Origin of the sequence: Klebsiella sp. GN_Kp190, assembly GCF_040061795.1 — a bacterium.
In the GTDB taxonomy this organism is placed as follows: domain Bacteria; phylum Pseudomonadota; class Gammaproteobacteria; order Enterobacterales; family Enterobacteriaceae; genus Klebsiella; species Klebsiella michiganensis.
Genome location: NZ_JBEAFN010000025.1, coordinates 20990 through 36722, shown reverse-complemented (window position 1 = coordinate 36722; position 15733 = coordinate 20990). Strand labels below are relative to the sequence as shown.

11 protein-coding genes and 1 pseudogene are annotated in these 15733 nt (G+C 57.7%); 2 read left to right on the top strand and 10 right to left on the bottom strand.

Annotation, left to right across the window (positions count from 1 at the left end):
* Positions 1–104: 104 nt before the first annotated feature.
* The 9 genes and pseudogenes from ABLU67_RS14675 to tssB form a co-directional block, all read right to left on the bottom strand.
* Positions 105–371 carry a PAAR domain-containing protein gene (locus ABLU67_RS14675; protein WP_064375879.1) on the bottom strand — a complete coding sequence of 89 codons (267 nt, stop codon included), beginning with the start codon at positions 369–371 and terminating at the stop codon, positions 105–107.
* Positions 372–386: 15 nt separating this feature from the next.
* Positions 387–2759: a type VI secretion system tip protein VgrG gene (gene vgrG, locus ABLU67_RS14670; RefSeq protein WP_348852358.1), complete on the bottom strand. Its 2373-nt coding sequence runs from the start codon at positions 2757–2759 to the stop codon at positions 387–389.
* 23 nt (positions 2760–2782) lie between these two features.
* Positions 2783–3121, bottom strand: a pseudogene (locus tag ABLU67_RS14665) (Clp protease); the annotation flags it as partial.
* A 286-nt stretch (positions 3122–3407) separates the two neighbouring features.
* Complete coding sequence (gene hcp / locus ABLU67_RS14660) at positions 3408–3899, bottom strand: type VI secretion system effector Hcp (RefSeq protein ID WP_014839086.1); 492 nt, start codon at positions 3897–3899, stop codon at positions 3408–3410.
* Positions 3900–3903: 4 nt separating this feature from the next.
* Positions 3904–5613, bottom strand: coding sequence for an OmpA family protein (locus ABLU67_RS14655; RefSeq protein WP_348852357.1), 1710 nt, complete (start codon positions 5611–5613; stop codon positions 3904–3906).
* On the bottom strand, positions 5610–6299 hold the full coding sequence (gene tssL, locus ABLU67_RS14650; RefSeq protein WP_064392170.1) for a type VI secretion system protein TssL, short form: 690 nt from the start codon (positions 6297–6299) through the stop codon (positions 5610–5612). Before tssL ends, ABLU67_RS14655 begins: the two co-directional genes overlap by 4 nt.
* Entirely contained in the window at positions 6296–7636 is a 1341-nt protein-coding gene (tssK, locus tag ABLU67_RS14645; protein ID WP_064392171.1) for a type VI secretion system baseplate subunit TssK, read from the bottom strand. The genes tssL and tssK overlap by 4 nt, the downstream gene beginning before the upstream one ends.
* A gap of 20 nt (positions 7637–7656) precedes the next feature.
* The gene (gene tssC / locus ABLU67_RS14640; protein WP_038423429.1) at positions 7657–9189 is read right to left on the bottom strand and encodes a type VI secretion system contractile sheath large subunit; all 1533 of its coding nucleotides are present in this window, start codon (positions 9187–9189) and stop codon (positions 7657–7659) included.
* Positions 9190–9229: 40 nt separating this feature from the next.
* On the bottom strand, positions 9230–9721 hold the full coding sequence (tssB, locus tag ABLU67_RS14635; protein ID WP_014229069.1) for a type VI secretion system contractile sheath small subunit: 492 nt from the start codon (positions 9719–9721) through the stop codon (positions 9230–9232).
* Positions 9722–10580: 859 nt separating this feature from the next.
* Between tssB and ABLU67_RS14630 the strand changes: the two genes are divergently transcribed.
* Both ABLU67_RS14630 and fdhF read left to right on the top strand, forming a co-directional pair.
* On the top strand, positions 10581–11663 hold the full coding sequence (locus tag ABLU67_RS14630) for a malate/lactate/ureidoglycolate dehydrogenase (RefSeq protein WP_032749825.1): 1083 nt from the start codon (positions 10581–10583) through the stop codon (positions 11661–11663).
* A 234-nt stretch (positions 11664–11897) separates the two neighbouring features.
* The gene (gene fdhF, locus ABLU67_RS14625) at positions 11898–14048 is read left to right on the top strand and encodes a formate dehydrogenase subunit alpha (protein WP_025108181.1); all 2151 of its coding nucleotides are present in this window, start codon (positions 11898–11900) and stop codon (positions 14046–14048) included.
* Between the two features lie 271 nt (positions 14049–14319).
* Here the strand turns inward: fdhF and ABLU67_RS14620 are convergent, their stop codons facing one another.
* Complete coding sequence (locus ABLU67_RS14620; protein WP_348852356.1) at positions 14320–15471, bottom strand: M20 aminoacylase family protein; 1152 nt, start codon at positions 15469–15471, stop codon at positions 14320–14322.
* Between the last annotated feature and the right edge of the window lie 262 nt (positions 15472–15733).

Below are 15733 nucleotides of genomic sequence, written 5' to 3'. Positions count from 1 at the left end.
GCATACCGCACGGGCAGTACCGTCAGGCCTTTGGTTGTGCATAATCCCTGGCATGCCATGTTCTCGTCCTTTTTAATTAAAACTGAAAATAAAAAATGTCTTTTTTAACCAGTGAAATAATTAGATCCTGCGATCACTTTATGGCCAGAACATAGACAAAGCACACGGTCCTGATCCTGTACCAGAAGTATGCCATTACTGACGATACCAACAGCAGTGGCCTGGATGGGAAATATTCCCTTACAGACAGTGCAAATAGCTTTATCATTATTTTGTGCCACCTGCCTTCCCTCGCTGAAATAATTCGCAGTTGCAGAAATTATTTTCCCATTACTCGTCCTGTCCCCCAAAACGGCTAATTTTATAGTCATTTTTTTCCTCAAATATTAGCTAAGTATCACCATAGCCCCTTGCTGTTGGGCTGCAGAAATTACCCCGGGTTTGCAGCCAGAAGGTAGCGAAAGCGTTGAATTTAACGTCGACGCAGACTGCTGTTGAACCGCAATGCATTTCAACGTGACGTTTTTACTAGTACCAACTTCAACCCCCGCATCACTTAACCGTATAAATGCCCCTCCACAAACCAAAAGGATTTCTTTCTTGGCTGATATGACAACACTGTTGTCTGAACTGGCGACGGAAAGCTTTTCTTTAGCAAATAGATTCAGCGCATCCGACTGTGCCTGAATATCTACTTTACCCTCCGAAGCATACATTTTTATTCCCAGTTTGTGTGCGAATAAGCTCAGAATATCTCCTACCGCCAGACTAAACTTTTTGACAATACTAATGTCTGCATTTTGACCAGCGGTAACAATTAGATTTGCCCCCGCCGAAACTTGTACGCTCGCTGGGGTGACCTGCGCAATACCTGAGGGGGCAGACAGAAGTAACGCTTGCTGCTTAAGATCATTAAGTGTTTGATTCATTAATGTTGTTTGTTTCTCAAGATCGGCTAATTCCGCCTGGGCTGCTTGGGCGGCGTGACGCAATCCAGACGTTACCTCTCTGGCAGCATCAAGTTCTTTGAGCGCAGCTTGCATTTCGCGCTGCAGTCCCTGCGCCTTCGCCTGCCCGTCAGCACTGATAAAAATCCCTTTCTGCGCCCGGATAGCCCCCCAGCTGTCCGTCCTGAGCTCAAAGCCTTCACCGCGCTTCTGCTTATCGGCATCCACTAAATGCCCGAGATTCAGCTGGCTCTTGCCGCCGTACTCCGTGCTGACCTTGATATGCTCTTTCCCGCGCTCATCGTCGAGGCGGATTTTGTTGTTTGCCGGCGTGCGCAGGACGTTACGTTTGTAGTTACGGATGGTGACGTGGTCGCCGTGCGCCGAGTCATGCAGCACCCCGGCGATGTACGGCCGGTCCGGGTTACCGTCCTCAAAACCAATCGCCACCTCGGTGCCCGCGAGCAGCGGCAGATGCAGACCATAAGTGTCCCCGGCATACGGCCGGGACTGACGAACCCACAGGCTCTCGAACCCGGTTTCCCAGCTGTCACGGTCAAACAGCATCTTGACGCGGTAGCGGCCGTCCTTATCGATATGCCCGTAGGTGTCATTTTCAGTGGTACTGGTGACGCGGGCCGGTAAGGTGCCGGCCATCACCGGGCGGCTGCCGGGCGCCGGGCGGAAACTAAAATCCGGGCTGTCCGGGATACCGTCAAACCTGATGCCAAAGTCTTCATCACGCCGCGCATGGCTGTGCATCGCCGTGATGACCACACCTCGGGCAAACACGTCTGCCACTTCATACCCGCCGGTGACTTTCAGCAGCATCCCCGGAGAGAGGGTCGGACAGCTGGTGACGGCCCGGGTCTGCGTCTGGCCATTCAGGTAGCGCTCGTGCCGGATACGGGCGTAAAACGCCCCGGACTCCGGGGCCGGATTGCGGTCATGGGACGCTCCCGCCGTCAGGTAGTTATCCGCCCAGTGATAGGCCTCTCCGTAAGTGGTGGTATCTCCCCTGGTCGCATCAACGAGGGTGTTCATGTCCTCCGTGGCCTGCCGGTAGTTGTAATCACGGGTGCTGACCTGCTTCTGCACCACGCTATGATGACTCTCCATCTCCCACACCGAGTCCACACCCTGCGAATGCTGCCCGGACGGCGGCACCGACGGCAGCGTCAGGCCTTTCTCATACCCCTGCTGGCTGTCGTAAAACTCCACCACGTCGATGTTCAGCCGCGTGTCGGTGGTGAAGCGAAACCAGATGCCGACCTCACCCAGCAGGCGGGTGATAAAGTGCAGGTCGTTCTCACCGTACTGCATCACCTGTTCACGGCGCGGATACTCTCTGGTGAGCGAAAACAGAAAATCCTGGCCGCGCATGCCGTGGCGCTCGCGCAGGATTTTCTCCACAATCTGCGGGACGGACATATCCTGGTAAATGGCGTTCTGGTGCGAACGGTCAAGCAGCGCCAGGCGCGGCTCAAGCGTCAGGGCGTAGCGGGTTTCATCCTTTGAGGTGCCAAGGCGTTCAAAACCCGTCACCACTCCCTGAATCACCCGCACCGGCTGCTGGATTTTGATGCCGTAGCCCTGGTCAACCGGGGCCTGCAGCGTCAGGGAGCCCGCCTTCAGCAGCATCATCTCTTTGCTGATGGTATGGTCAGTGCTGGTGAACTCAATACGGTAGCGGAAGGGTTTGCTCAGGGCTTCATCGCCTTCAAACGCCAGTACATCGGGCTCGGCGTCACAGCCTTTCACCGAAAGCAGATGATGGCTGTGGCTGAATCTTAACGGAGGATTATTGCTCATGCGTGCACTCCTTCTGTGAGGTCAAACTCCAGCCCGATACCCTGAGCCAGTTCGATTTCCGGCTGCAGATCCGGCCGCTCGTCAGATTGCGCATCCAGTAACGGGCGCAGGCGCTCCAGTTGGCTCTGGCCAAGCGTCAGTAAGGGCCACAGCCCATCACAGCGAGCCAGGTTAGGTTTCCCGCCCAGCGCCATCAGCAGATGAACGCTGCGGATGCTCTGCTCTCCGGCAAGCGAGGCCAGCAGCCAGTGCCCCGGCAAAATTTTCGCATGGGTGCGGGTCTGGCAGAGCGAAGCCGCCCCTTCCATCGCACGGGCACAGTAAGGGTTCAGACATCGCAACAGGCTGGCTGGATTTTCCATGAATCTCTCTCTTTGTCAGTTCCTGGACACGCTACCGCCCCTCGCTGTTCACCAAAGCGCATAAGGTCAGGCAGACAGATTGTATTTTTCTTTGCTGAGTGCCCGCATATCAGGCTCTCAGCAAAAAACTGTGGACAGTAAATCCCGCCCGCATCAGACGATTGCCCTAAATAATTCGTGTTGCAGGCAGGCGGCAAGTTCGTGAATCCCCGGGAGCATAGATAACTATGCGACCGGGGTGAGCGGACGTAGCCAACGCACCTGCGGCGCGAAGTATGACGGGCAATTACGCGGTGGCGCGTTCGTTCCAGCTATCGGAATGAATGATGTTGCCGTCTTTGTAGGTCCAGGTGATTTTTTCGTAACGCAGTTCTACGCGCTCAAGATGGTTGTGCTTCTCTTTAGAAGGATCCTTGATGTCGTACATTTCAGGGCTCACTTTCACCACCTTCACGTTTTCGAGTTTGGTGTTGAAGTACTCCACTTCCTGGCCCGCGTCGTTGATCTTGTACCACTTGAATTCCGCAGACTTGAGGGTCTGACCGGTGGTCACCGCCTTGTACAGATACGGGCTGGACGAGTCGATTTCCTTGGTGAACAGGAAAGGCGTGTGGATACGGGTGCCGGTCAGTTTGCCGGTGTTGTTATCGGTCGGGATGTACAGGTTATGCTCCTGAGCGACAACTTCGATGCTGCCCTCGCGATCCTGAACGTCCACAGATCCTTTAATGTCCGCACCGCCGTCGTCTTTCAGCCAAAGATAAACAGGAATTGCCATGGAATTACTCTCCATTGTGTTGTGATGCGCCATCATCCGATGACGCGGGTGTGTTGCCCGGCAGCTGGCAGGCATTCGCCTGCGGCACCAGACTGATTTCGACACGGCGGTTGAGCGCACGGCCCTCCGGGGTGTCGTTGGTGGCGACAGGACGGCTTTCGCCGTAACCCTGCACCGCAAAACAGCTTTCCGGCACGTCGCCGGTGTCGCGCATCCAGTCGCGCACCGCTTCGGCACGTTTCTGAGAAAGCGTCTGGTTCAGTTGCGGATTGCCGGTGTTATCGGTATGCCCGGACACGACAATCAGCCAGCCCGGTCTGGCCTTAACGCCCACCAGTGAATTGATCAGCATTTTGGTGGAGCCTGGCTTGAGGTCGTACTTGCCCGAGTCGAACAGCGACATGCTGTCGAGGCGGATAATTTTCGCTACCGGTTTGGGTTTCGGCTGTGGTTCAGGCGGCAGTGGTGGCGGCACATACGAGCGGATCGCTTCCAGCACCGGCATGCGCAGACGCCCGCCCTGATACAAACCCAGGCTCAGCCGGGCCGGTACGCCGTTACGTGCATGGTCGTCCAGCAATGCCGCATCCTCGCGCAGGGCCGCAACGGCGGCGGCTTTCGGGCCGTAGTCATCCATAGAGATGCGGTCGTAACGGGTAATATCGAAGCTCACGCGTTGCAGCTGCTGGCGATTGTTCCAGCCACTGCTGAGCAGCGCAGCGATAGTCGCCAGCGTGAAGATCCCGAGCGCATAGCGGAAGGCTTTGTCACGCGGCGTCAGGCCTCGCCCTTCCGGCAGCAATGGCAGGACAAAATCCGGCAACGGGGAAATAACCGTACTGTCCGTTCCCACCGGCTGCCAGCCGGTCACCTGTTGCATCGCGGTGTGACGGGACAACCACGCCGTCCAGGCCGATGTGGTCAGGCTTCCGGCAAGGATTGGTCTCATGCCCCACAGCACTGCGGCAGGGGCAATGACCGGCACATCGGGGTTCTCATCCATAAAAACAGCCTGGACGTGCTGATGGAACCAGCTCATCAGGCTGTTCATCAACACCTGCTGCTGCATCGCAGGCGTTCCGCCGGCGGTGACCCATGCAGCGACAGAGCCCGGAACTGAAGATTCACGCCAGACCCTCACCCCTTCACCCGGGAGAGCCATCTGCCAGAATAGGTCATTCGTCATCGCGCTGCCGACCTGACCATTCAGAATCAGTGGCACAGAATGACCCGTTTCTTTACGCAGCTGGCTGATGCGCCAGCGCAGGGTCAGCAGACGACTGATCAGGGCTTCGCTGTCCGGGTGTTGCTGCGGACAGACACAAACCATTACCGACAGCTGACGCCCCCAGTCAGGGCGCAGCCACAGTATCTGGCGGGCTACCTGCTCCAGGTCCTGATGATCCTCCACGCGGATCCAGCATCCCTGCGGGACGATGAGTACCGGTGATTGATGCGGCCAGGCCAGCGGCAGATCGCCGCAGACCAGCACCACGGGCTGACGGTAAGTGGCTTCCGGTAGGTTATCCAGTTGCAGGGTGACGTCATGCCGCGCGCGACGACTGGCGACATACCAGCACGCCATGATAAGCCCCAGAACGGTAAGCAGAACGAGTACTGACACCAGTCGGGTGACCGACAGAAAACCCAGGCAGACCACGGTACTTAGCAAGGCGGCCCACAGCGCAAGTCCACGCTGTTGCGCAGGGCTCATTTCACCGCTCCCGGCAACAGGGTCTGCAGCATCTGATCCAGCCAGCGATCCAGTCCCCACCAGAGTGCGGCGACCACCACCACGCTCAGGCCAATACGTACGGGCCATGATGCCAGCCAGCCGCCCATTTCCCGTCCGGCACGGCTTTCCACCAGGACAGGATGGGTTTGTGGATAGCTGAACGGCGTGACATATTCACCAAGTGCATTAATGAGTTTCTGGCGTTCAGGGTCGTTCAGAGAGCGGAAATTGCCGAGGAAACCCAGCATCATGACTCGCTGGAAGCAGGTCACAACAGCGTGGTCAGGAGCCGGTTCACGCAGCACATCGCGCATCCGATCGCACAGCGTGTCACCGGCGTCCATAGTGCCAAGGAAGTGCCCCTGCAGGGGAATGTCATACCACTGCACGCAGGCATCGTCCTCCACACCGCGACCTTTGACCGCCTCATCGAGCAGCGCACACTGTGCCGTGAGAATATGCTGACAGCTGGCTTCATCAAGTTCGCTCGCTTTCAGCTCACGCTGGACTCGTTCGACATCAGTAATGCAGCGTTCCCAAAGCGTGCGCCCTTCCCCGTCCTGGAATATCGGACCATGACGCAGGCTGATCACCTGCAGCCAGGTATCCTGAAGCAGGGCATCTATATCAATGGACGCGGCGCCGCCGCGTTTACGCTCACTCATGTTCTCAGTACCGCAAAAAGTTCAAGTTCAGGCTCGCCGAGCATTCCCGGAACGTAAAACATACATGTGCCGCTCTGGAGCATTTCGGTGGTCAGGGGGTGAGAGACATCCAGGCTGAAGTACTGGTTTTCCAGACGCAGTGGAATGGCTGCCGGTACATGACGCAATGGCGCGAGAGGTACGCCCACCCGCGATGAGTTGACGATACTTCTGACATGATCGGGACTGCCGACCTTGCACTGGCGCGGGAACTGCTCCTGCAGCTGTGCCGCCGACATCCGCGAACGCACGGAGAGATAGTAATCCGCCCCTTCACGCAGACGCGGATCATGCAGACGGGCCTGCCAGAAGTGCAGCCGGGCATCGTGCTCAAGTTCAATCGCCACCACCCGCGACGGCAGGCTGGCTTCCAGCAGGTCACCCAGTAAATCAAACAGCGGCGGGAAAACGTTATTCAGTTGCTCATGCTGCCAGACCGGGATCGCACTCACCTGGTGCTCCAGCGAGAAGGTCAGCAGGCTGCCCGCCAGACGGGCCAGCTCCGGATACAGACGCTCCGGCGGGCTTTGCGGATGGCGCTGAAACTGTCCGAGCACGGGCTCAGCGCTGTTCAGAGCATTGAGCAACCAGAACAGGGACACATCGGCCACGGCAAAATCCGCCATCCGTTCGTTGCTTTCCCTGCGCATATCCATCAGGCGGCTCAGGCGGGTACGCAACTGGGTCATCAGTTGCTCCAGTTGGGTCATCAGCCAGCGGCTACCCTGGATGGCCAGGAGCGGGGGAAGAAACGTCTCATCAAGTTGCCACGCCCTCTGCGAATCCTGCTGCAGGCGGGCGATCGGACAGGTCAGGTAATCGCTGTTATTCTGATGGGCGAAACGCAGCGTCAGCTCCGGGCGCATCACCGCAATCTGGCGGGTATCTTCCCCAAAGGCGTTGCGGACATCCCGCCAGCGCTGCCGATAGCGAACAGGACGCTCAGCCACCTCATCGGGTTTCAGGCAGTTGCCGCCGTTCGCCCGCAGCAGCGGAAGGGCCAGTACCACCACCACGTGCTGCGATTCATTCTCAAGCGCCAGTACCGGTGGCAAATCGTCAGCGTTATCCGTATCGATTAATGTCCCGTCGGGGAAACGGATATGCAGATGACGGGCCTGCAGGCGGCCCAGTTTCAGTGCATCCGATTCGAATGTGGCATCGATCATCCCCCAGGGATGAGAAAGCCCGAGTCGGGCGATACATTCCGCAGACCAGGCTGAATACGCGGCCTGCTGCTGGAAGTGCTGGGGAGAGACCATAACGCCCCTGCCCCATAACGGTTGTTCCGTTTTCATTGGCTTCCTGCCTTAGCTTATTATTTCGCCTTTGGCATCTGGCTGACCAGAGACAGGTTCACGTCCATCCCTTCCACCTGGAAGTGCGGCACCGCGTACAGCTTCACCCGGAAGAAGCCCGGATTGTCCTCGATATCTTCCACCACCACCTTCGCGTCGCGCAGCGGGTGTGAGGCCTGCAGCTCGTCGCCCGGGTCAGTCATCTCCGTCACCAGACCGCGCACCCAGGTGTTGAGCTCCAGCTCCAGCAGGCGGCGATCCTTGGTGGTGCCGATGTTTTCACGCTGAACGAGCTTCAGGTAGTGCGCAATGCGCGAAAGCAGGAAGATATACGGCAGACGGGCGTTGATGCGGCTGTTGGCGGTGGCATCGGCGGTGTCGTACAGCGCCGGCTTCTGGGCGGAGTTGGCCGAGAAGAAGCAGGCGTAGTCGCGGTTTTTATAGTACGACAGCGGGATAAAGCCGAGGCTGGCGAACTCAAACTCGCGGGTTTCCGGGATCATCACCTCCGACGGGATCTTCACCTGGTTGCCGGTGCCCAGATCGTAGAGGTGGATCGGCAGATCTTTCACCGCGCCGCCCGCCTGCGGGCCACGGATCTGCACGCACCAGCCATTATTAATAAAGCTTTTCACCATATTGGACGCGAAAGAGAACGAGGCGCTGGTCCACAGGTATTTCTCGTGGTCCGGGCCTTTCACCTGCTCGACGTAGTTGAAGCTGCGCACCGGCACGGTGTCCGGACCATACGGCAGGCGGCCCAGCACGCGCGGCATCACCAGGCCGATATAGCGCGCGTCGTCGGTGTCGCGGAAGGATTTCCATTTGATGTACTCGGCGCGGTCGAAGTAGTTGCCGATATCCTTGATGGCGGCGACCTCTTCCATGGACTCTTTCAGAAAGAAGGCCGGGCCCACGGCGCCGATAAACGGCATATGGGCCGCGGCGGAGACGCCGGAGATGTTGCGCAGCAGCGCCACGTCCTGCGGGCTGGCGTCGAACTCATACGCGGAGATCACCGAGCCAATCGGCTCGCCGCCCGGGGTGTCGTACTCGGCGGTGTAGGTGTGCCAGTAGAGGCCGCTCTGAATCAGCTCCGGCGCGTCTTCGAAGTCCTGGCGCAGGTCATCTTTGGAGACGTCCAGAATTTCGGTTTTGACGTTCTGGCGGTAGTCGGTGCTGTCCACCAGCTGCTTCAGGCCGCGCCACAGGGATTCCACCTTCTGGAACTCAGGATGGTGCATCACCGCGTCCAGCTGGCGGCTGATTTGATAGTCCAGCTCCGCGATATGGTGGTCAATCAGGGTCTTGTCGAGCTTCTCCACGGTCTTTCCGGACTGACGGATGCAGTCCATAAATACCTGCATCGCCGCCGTCAGTCGTTCGCCCGCCGGGGCGTCGGACAGCGCGGCATCATCCAGAAAGTCGTTAATATCGCCCAGGCGGGACGCCGGGGTCAGGTTGATTTTGTCAAACAGGGAGGCGTAAACGCTCTCTTTTTCCAGTACAGCAGTCTGCCCCTGCGCGGGGGCGGTTTCAGTATTTACAGACATCAGCATATTCCCGGTTAATCCATTAAATAACGCACGCCGTTTATTTCGGGGCCAGCGCGCTCATTTCGTCGCGTAATTCCTGCGTCAGCGCCGGATCTTTCAGGATTTTCTCGAGCTCTTTTCTGAAAGTGGCGTTATCAAGCAGGTTGGATTTGAGGTCGCGTAATAAATTCCGCATCGCCAGCATGGCGCGGAGCTGGGGGATCTGGCGGGCCACCTGCTCCGGTTCGAAATCTTTCATATCGGCGAAGCGGAGCTGAATATTTTCTTCGGCGCTATCGCCGGCCAGCGTGTTCTGTACCGTGAGGCTGATTTCCGGGCTGAATTCCGAAAGTACGCTGTTGAAGTTATTTTTATTGACGTTGATTTTTGCTCTTTCCGATAATGGCCGGTCTTCTTTGCCATTACTGAAATCACCGATGGTGAGGAGTTTCAGCGGCAGCTCGACTTTCTTCTGCGCGCCTCCTGTGTGCAGAGCCAGCTTTAAATTAATGCGTGCCTTGGGCACCTCATTCTGGAACGTATCAGCCATAGCGGTCCCTTCCCGTGAGGAATAATGTATTAAAGATAACGGTGTGTGATGACCCGGATATAGTAGAGCAAAGCGCCAAAAAATATCAACCAGCCTGTTGCAAAGTCCATTACAAGACTTTCCTCAGGCATCTTAAGGCAAATGTAAAAATGAAATGCATGAGACAAACAAAGCCGGTATGTAATAACAACCATTTGCTTACAATAAAGGCAGAATGTATACCTCATGCAGCAATATGAATTAAATTCATATCTGAATACACAGAGTTGATTGATGCAAATCAATATGTAACGCAAATACTGGTTATTCCGAATACTGAAAAGCGCGCGAGCAGGGGCGTAAGAAATAAATTATTTTTTATTCTTCACAGGACATGAAAAACCCAGCTCTGGGCATGAACATGGTTATAATTAATGGCTGACAGGATTAATATAAAACTTACAAATAATACTTGTCAGATATCCGGTATCGATGGTTAAACCGGACAACGTATAGAGTCGCGCTGAGCGAAAAAGAAATAGCGGCATTTTATTCAGCGGATATATTAAAACACAACTTACAATAATGCCTCTCACTCATATCATGCCCTATAACCTTCCTTGCGCCCTCCCCGTGGACAGAGAGAGACAGCGTCTTTCTACGGTGAGCCATCCCAGACAAGTCGCCAGAGAGAACATTCAGCGTTAATGATCCCTCATATCATAACCAGACTGCCCGGCCTCAACGCTGCACTTTCCCCCTCAGCCCTTCTCTTTACCGCCACAGATTCAAAACCTTGATCTTCTCCGTGGCTCAGCGCAGCATGGAAATGCAAACACACTAAAACAAGAATTCGCAACCCAATCACAGGAGAGAATCAGTGCAAACAGGACATCGCTTCCAGGCTACGGATCTGCATCAATTTGTTAAAACCCTTTTCACCCATATGGGAAGCTCCCTCACCGAAGCATCGCTTATCGCCGACCATCTGATTGCCGCTAACCTGGCCGGGCACGATTCCCACGGCGTCGGCATGATCCCAAGCTACGTACGCTCCCACGCGCAGGGTTATCTCCAGCTCAATCGCCACGCCAGCGTGATGAAAGACGCGGGCGCGGTGGTCACGCTGGACGGCAACGGCGGCTTCGGCCAGGTCGTGGCCCATGAAGCCATGCAGATCGGCATTAAGAAAGCCAGAGAGCACGGTATGGCCGCCGTAGCGCTGCGTAATGCGCACCATATTGGCCGCATCGGCTACTGGGCAGAACAGTGCGCGGCCGCCGGAATGATCTCTATCCATTTCGTTAACGTCGTTGGCAACGTGATGGTCGCCCCGTTCCGTGGGAAAGACAGCCGCTTCGGTACTAACCCGCTGTGCGTGGTGTTCCCGCGCGCCGGCCATCCGCCGCTGCTGCTGGATTACGCCACCAGCGCCATCGCCTTCGGTAAAACCCGCGTCGCCTGGCATAAAGGCGTCCCGGTACCGGCGGGGTCGCTGATCGACGCTCACGGCGTCCCCACTACCGACCCGGCGGTGATGCAGACGTCGCCGCTGGGGGCGCTGCTGACCTTTGCCGAACATAAAGGCTACGCGCTGGCGACGCTGTGCGAAATTATCGGCGGCGCGGTATCCGGCGGTAAAACCTCGCATCAGGAGACGCTGCAGGGCAGCGTGGACGCTATCTTCAACTGCATGACCACCATTATTCTCAGCCCGGAAGCGTTCGATGCGCCGGATATGCAGCGCGAGACCGAAGCGTTTATCGACTGGTGTAAACGGTCGCCGCACGACCCGGACGCGCCGATTCTGGCCCCGGGCGAGTGGGAAGAGGCTAACCGCCAGCAGCGTCTGGCGCAGGGGATACCGCTGGACGCCGGCAGCTGGCAGGCGATTTGCGCCGCCGCCGAAGAAGTCGGTTTACCCGCCGACACCCTCGCGCAGCTGCGCCAGAACCTGGCCTGATTTTCCCGATGACGCCCGAACGGGCGTCATGTCATCGTCATTAGTGTCGACATCACCGCCGCCTCGCCCTGGATGATCAACTATTCTATATAAATTCAATAAGTTAAGTTTTGGCACAGCGTATGCATAAAGCTCCCGTCATTTGCCGGTGCGCTGGCTCATGACGCCCTGACAAAGGCGGGCCGGGCCCGGTCTGTCGTTGTTGTTTATTCTCTGTTAACAGGTCTGTTACTGATGAAAAAAATCACGAGCGTTTGCCCTTATTGCGGGGCCGGTTGCAAACTTAAGCTGGTCGTCGAAAACAATAAAATTCTCCGTGCCGAAGCCGCCGATGGCGTCACCAACCAAAACCAGCTGTGCCTGAAAGGCTATTACGGCTGGGATTTTCTCAACGACACCCAGCTACTGACGCCGCGTCTGCAGCAGCCGATGATTCGCTATCAGAAAGGCGGTAAGTTCACCCCGGTCAGCTGGGAGGAAGCTATCCGCTATACGGCGAATAAACTGCGTGAAATAAAGGAGAAGCACGGCCCGCGCGCCATTATGACGACCGGTTCATCGCGCGGTACCGGGAATGAAACCAACTATGTGATGCAGAAATTCGCCCGCGGCGTGCTCCACACCAACAACGTCGACTGCTGCGCCCGCGTCTGCCACGGCCCGTCGGTAGCCGGGCTTCAGCTGGCGCTCGGTAACGGCGCGATGAGCAACTCGATTAGCGATATCGAAAACTCGAAATGCCTGCTGGTCTTTGGCTATAACTGCGCTGACTCCCACCCTATCGTCGCCCGCCGGGTGATTAAAGCTCGCGAAAACGGGGCGAAAATCATCGTCTGCGACCCGCGCCGTATCGAAACCGCCCGCATCGCCGATCGCCATCTGCAGCTCAATAACGGCAGCAATATGGCGCTGGTCAACGCCTTCGCCCACGTGCTGCTGGAAGAGGATCTGTATAACCACGACTACGTCGACCGCTTTACCGAGGGGCTGGACGCCTATCGCGAAACGGTGAAAGACTATTCCCCTGAAGCCGTCGAAGGGATCGTCGGCGTGCCGGCCGCTGAAATTCGCCAGGCGATGCGCATGTTTGCCGCCGCGCCTTCCGCCACCATTATGTGGGGCATGGGCGTCACCCAGTTCGGCCAGGCGGTGGACGTCGTCAGAGGGCTGGCGAGCCTGGCGCTGTTAACCGGTAACCTCGGACGCGCCAACGTCGGCGTGGGGCCGGTACGCGGACAAAACAACGTCCAGGGCGCCTGCGATATGGGCGTCCTGCCGAATATGTTCCCCGGCTACCAGGACGTCACTGACGCCAGCGTTCGCGATAAGTTTGCCAAAGCATGGGGCGTTAACCCGGCTGTCATGGACGACCAGGTCGGTACCCGGATCACCGAAGTGCCGCACAAAGCGCTGGCTGGCGAAATCAAAGCCTACTACATCATGGGTGAAGATCCCCTGCAAACCGAAGCCGATTTAGGCCTGGTGCGTAAGGGGATTGAAGCGCTCGATTTTGTGGTGGTGCAGGATATCTTTATGACCAAAACCGCCGAAATCGCCGATGTACTGCTGCCCGCCACCTCCTGGGGGGAACACGGCGGCGTCTTTACCTGCGCCGACCGCGGCTTCCAGCGCTTTGAGCAGGCGATTATCGCTACCGGTAACGTTAAGCGCGACTGGGAAATCATCAGCCTGCTGGCCAGCGAAATGGGCTATCCGATGCATTACGATAATAACCAGCAGATCTGGGACGAAATGCGCGAGCTTTGTCCGCTGTTCTACGGCGTCACCTACGAGAAAATGGGCGATATGAACCACGTCCAGTGGCCGTGCCCGACGCTGGATCACCCCGGTACGCCGTGGCTGTATAAAGATAACCTCTTCGATACGCCAACCGGCAAAGGCCAGCTGTTCGCCGCCCCGTGGCGCGCGCCTGCCGAGACGCCGGATGAAGCGTATCCGCTGGTGCTCTGTACCGTGCGCGAAGTCGGCCACTACTCGTGTCGTTCGATGACCGGCAACTGCGCGGCCCTGCAATCGCTTGCCGATGAGCCGGGCCGGTTGCAAATCAATCGCGCCGACGCGCAGCGCCTCGGTATCGCCGACCAGCAGCTGGTGTGGGTCAGCTCGCGGCGCGGTAAGGTGATTACCCGCGCCGACATCAGCGATCGCATTAACGAAGGCGCGGTGTATATGACCTATCAATGGTGGGTCGGCGCCTGTAATGAGCTGACGCAGGATAATCTCGACCCGATCTCGAAAACGCCGGAAACCAAATACTGCGCGGTGAAGGTGGAGGCTATCGCGGATCAGCGCTGGGCCGAGCAGTATGCCTGGACAAGCTATAGTGAGATGAAAGCCCGCCTGAAAGCGGCGGTGAACGTGTAAAACAACGCGGGGAGATGCGCGCGTCTCCCTTCATATCCACTTTTGCTCCCGGGGGCTGCGCTCAACATGCCTTGCCCTGGCTACAGATTCACCGCCATCTGCGGATCGGTAGCCCGGACAGATGCGCAGCATCGCCTCCGGGAAATTCAGCTACTCTGCGCTCTGTTCCCGGGGGCGGCGCGCAACGCGCCTTGCCCGGGCTACAGGTTCAGTGCCGTCTGCGGGCCGGTAGCCCGGACAGATGCGCAGCATCGCCTCCGGGATCGGTCTCTTACGCCAACAGTTTCTCCACCAGCGCCGTCCACAGCGCCACGCCGTGCGGGATCAGCGCATCGTTAAAATCATATCCGGCGTTATGTAGCGGCTTTGATGCCGTCTCGCCATCGGTGCCAATCCAGAAATAGGCGCCCGGGCAGGCCTCCAGCATGCAGGCAAAATCTTCCGAGGCCATAGAGGGATTGCCGTTCCAGCTCACCGCCGATTCCCCCAGCAGCGCGGTCGCCACCTCGCGAACCTTTTGTGCTTCAGCCGGGTGGTTGGTGGTGACGGGATAACCGGGATACCAGGCGATTTTGCCTTCCACGTCTGATACCTGCGGCTGGGCGGTGACATAGCTTTCAATCAGCCCCCTGACCCGCTCACGCACCTGGTTATTCAGACAGCGGAAGGTTCCGCGCAGCACCACTTTATCCGGCAGCACGTTGATCGCCTCCCCGCCGGAAATCTGGGTAATGCTTACCACCGTGGATTCCTGCGGCGACAGGCGGCGCGACGGAATGGTTTGCAGCGCCATAATCAGCTGCGCCGCGGCGACAATCGGGTCCGCCCCGCGCTCCGGCATCGCCGCATGGCAGCTCTTGCCGGTCAGGGTAATTTCAAACGCATCGAGAGAGGCCATCATCGCCCCGCTGCCGATCGCCACCTGGCCCAGCGGCATACCCGGCCAGTTGTGCAGCGCGTAAATGGCATCCATCGGGAAGCGCGCAAACAGCCCCTCTTCCACCATCTTACGCGCGCCGCCCAGGTTCTCCTCAGCGGGCTGGAAAACAAAGTGAACGGTGCCGCGAAAGCGGCGGGTTTGCGCCAGATGCGCCGCTGCCGCCAGCAGCATTGCGCTATGGCCGTCGTGGCCGCAGGCGTGCATCACGCCCGGATTACGCGATTTATAGTCGACGTCGCTCTGCTCGGTGATCGGTAGCGCATCCATATCGGCCCGCAGGCCAATTACCGGACCCGGGCCGTTCTCCAGCGTCGCGACCACGCCGGTGCCCGCCAGACCGCTATGCACCTGAAGGCCAAATGAAGCGAGCAGTTCAGCGACCCGGCGAGAGGTTTCCTGTTCCTGATACCCCAGCTCAGGGCAAGCATGAAAATCACGTCGCCAGCGAATGGCCTCGGCGATCAGTGAAGGGGATACAGCCATGTCTTACTCCTTTCCTGCACAGCTTCAGCGCTGAACGAGTGTTTTATGCAATACGTTAGGGCTACAGGTAACCCGCTAGCCTATTGGTTATATCCTTTCGCCCGCTCGCTGACAACTGCCGCCAAACCCTGCGCCAACGCGCCTTTGCGCGGCATCCCGCCTGCACTGCGTTTTTTTGTAGTCATATCAACGGTGACATAAGGCGTGCGATTAATTATTATGCAGCTATACTGGCGTTTTGCCGAATAATTCACTCTACAGA

Bases quoted from the DNA above. Each gene is read 5' to 3' on its own strand.
- tssC (WP_038423429.1), bottom strand. From the start codon at position 9,189: ATGTCTGTAAATACTGAAACCGCCCCCGCGCAGGGGCAGACTGCTGTA.
- hcp (WP_014839086.1), bottom strand. From the start codon at position 3,899: ATGGCAATTCCTGTTTATCTTTGGCTGAAAGACGACGGCGGTGCGGAC.
- tssL (WP_064392170.1), bottom strand. From the start codon at position 6,299: ATGAGTGAGCGTAAACGCGGCGGCGCCGCGTCCATTGATATAGATGCC.
- tssK (WP_064392171.1), bottom strand. From the start codon at position 7,636: ATGAAAACGGAACAACCGTTATGGGGCAGGGGCGTTATGGTCTCTCCC.
- tssB (WP_014229069.1), bottom strand. From the start codon at position 9,721: ATGGCTGATACGTTCCAGAATGAGGTGCCCAAGGCACGCATTAATTTA.
- ABLU67_RS14655 (WP_348852357.1), bottom strand. From the start codon at position 5,613: ATGAGCCCTGCGCAACAGCGTGGACTTGCGCTGTGGGCCGCCTTGCTA.
- vgrG (WP_348852358.1), bottom strand. From the start codon at position 2,759: ATGAGCAATAATCCTCCGTTAAGATTCAGCCACAGCCATCATCTGCTT.
- ABLU67_RS14620 (WP_348852356.1), bottom strand. From the start codon at position 15,471: ATGGCTGTATCCCCTTCACTGATCGCCGAGGCCATTCGCTGGCGACGT.
- ABLU67_RS14675 (WP_064375879.1), bottom strand. From the start codon at position 371: ATGACTATAAAATTAGCCGTTTTGGGGGACAGGACGAGTAATGGGAAA.
- fdhF (WP_025108181.1), top strand. From the start codon at position 11,898: ATGAAAAAAATCACGAGCGTTTGCCCTTATTGCGGGGCCGGTTGCAAA.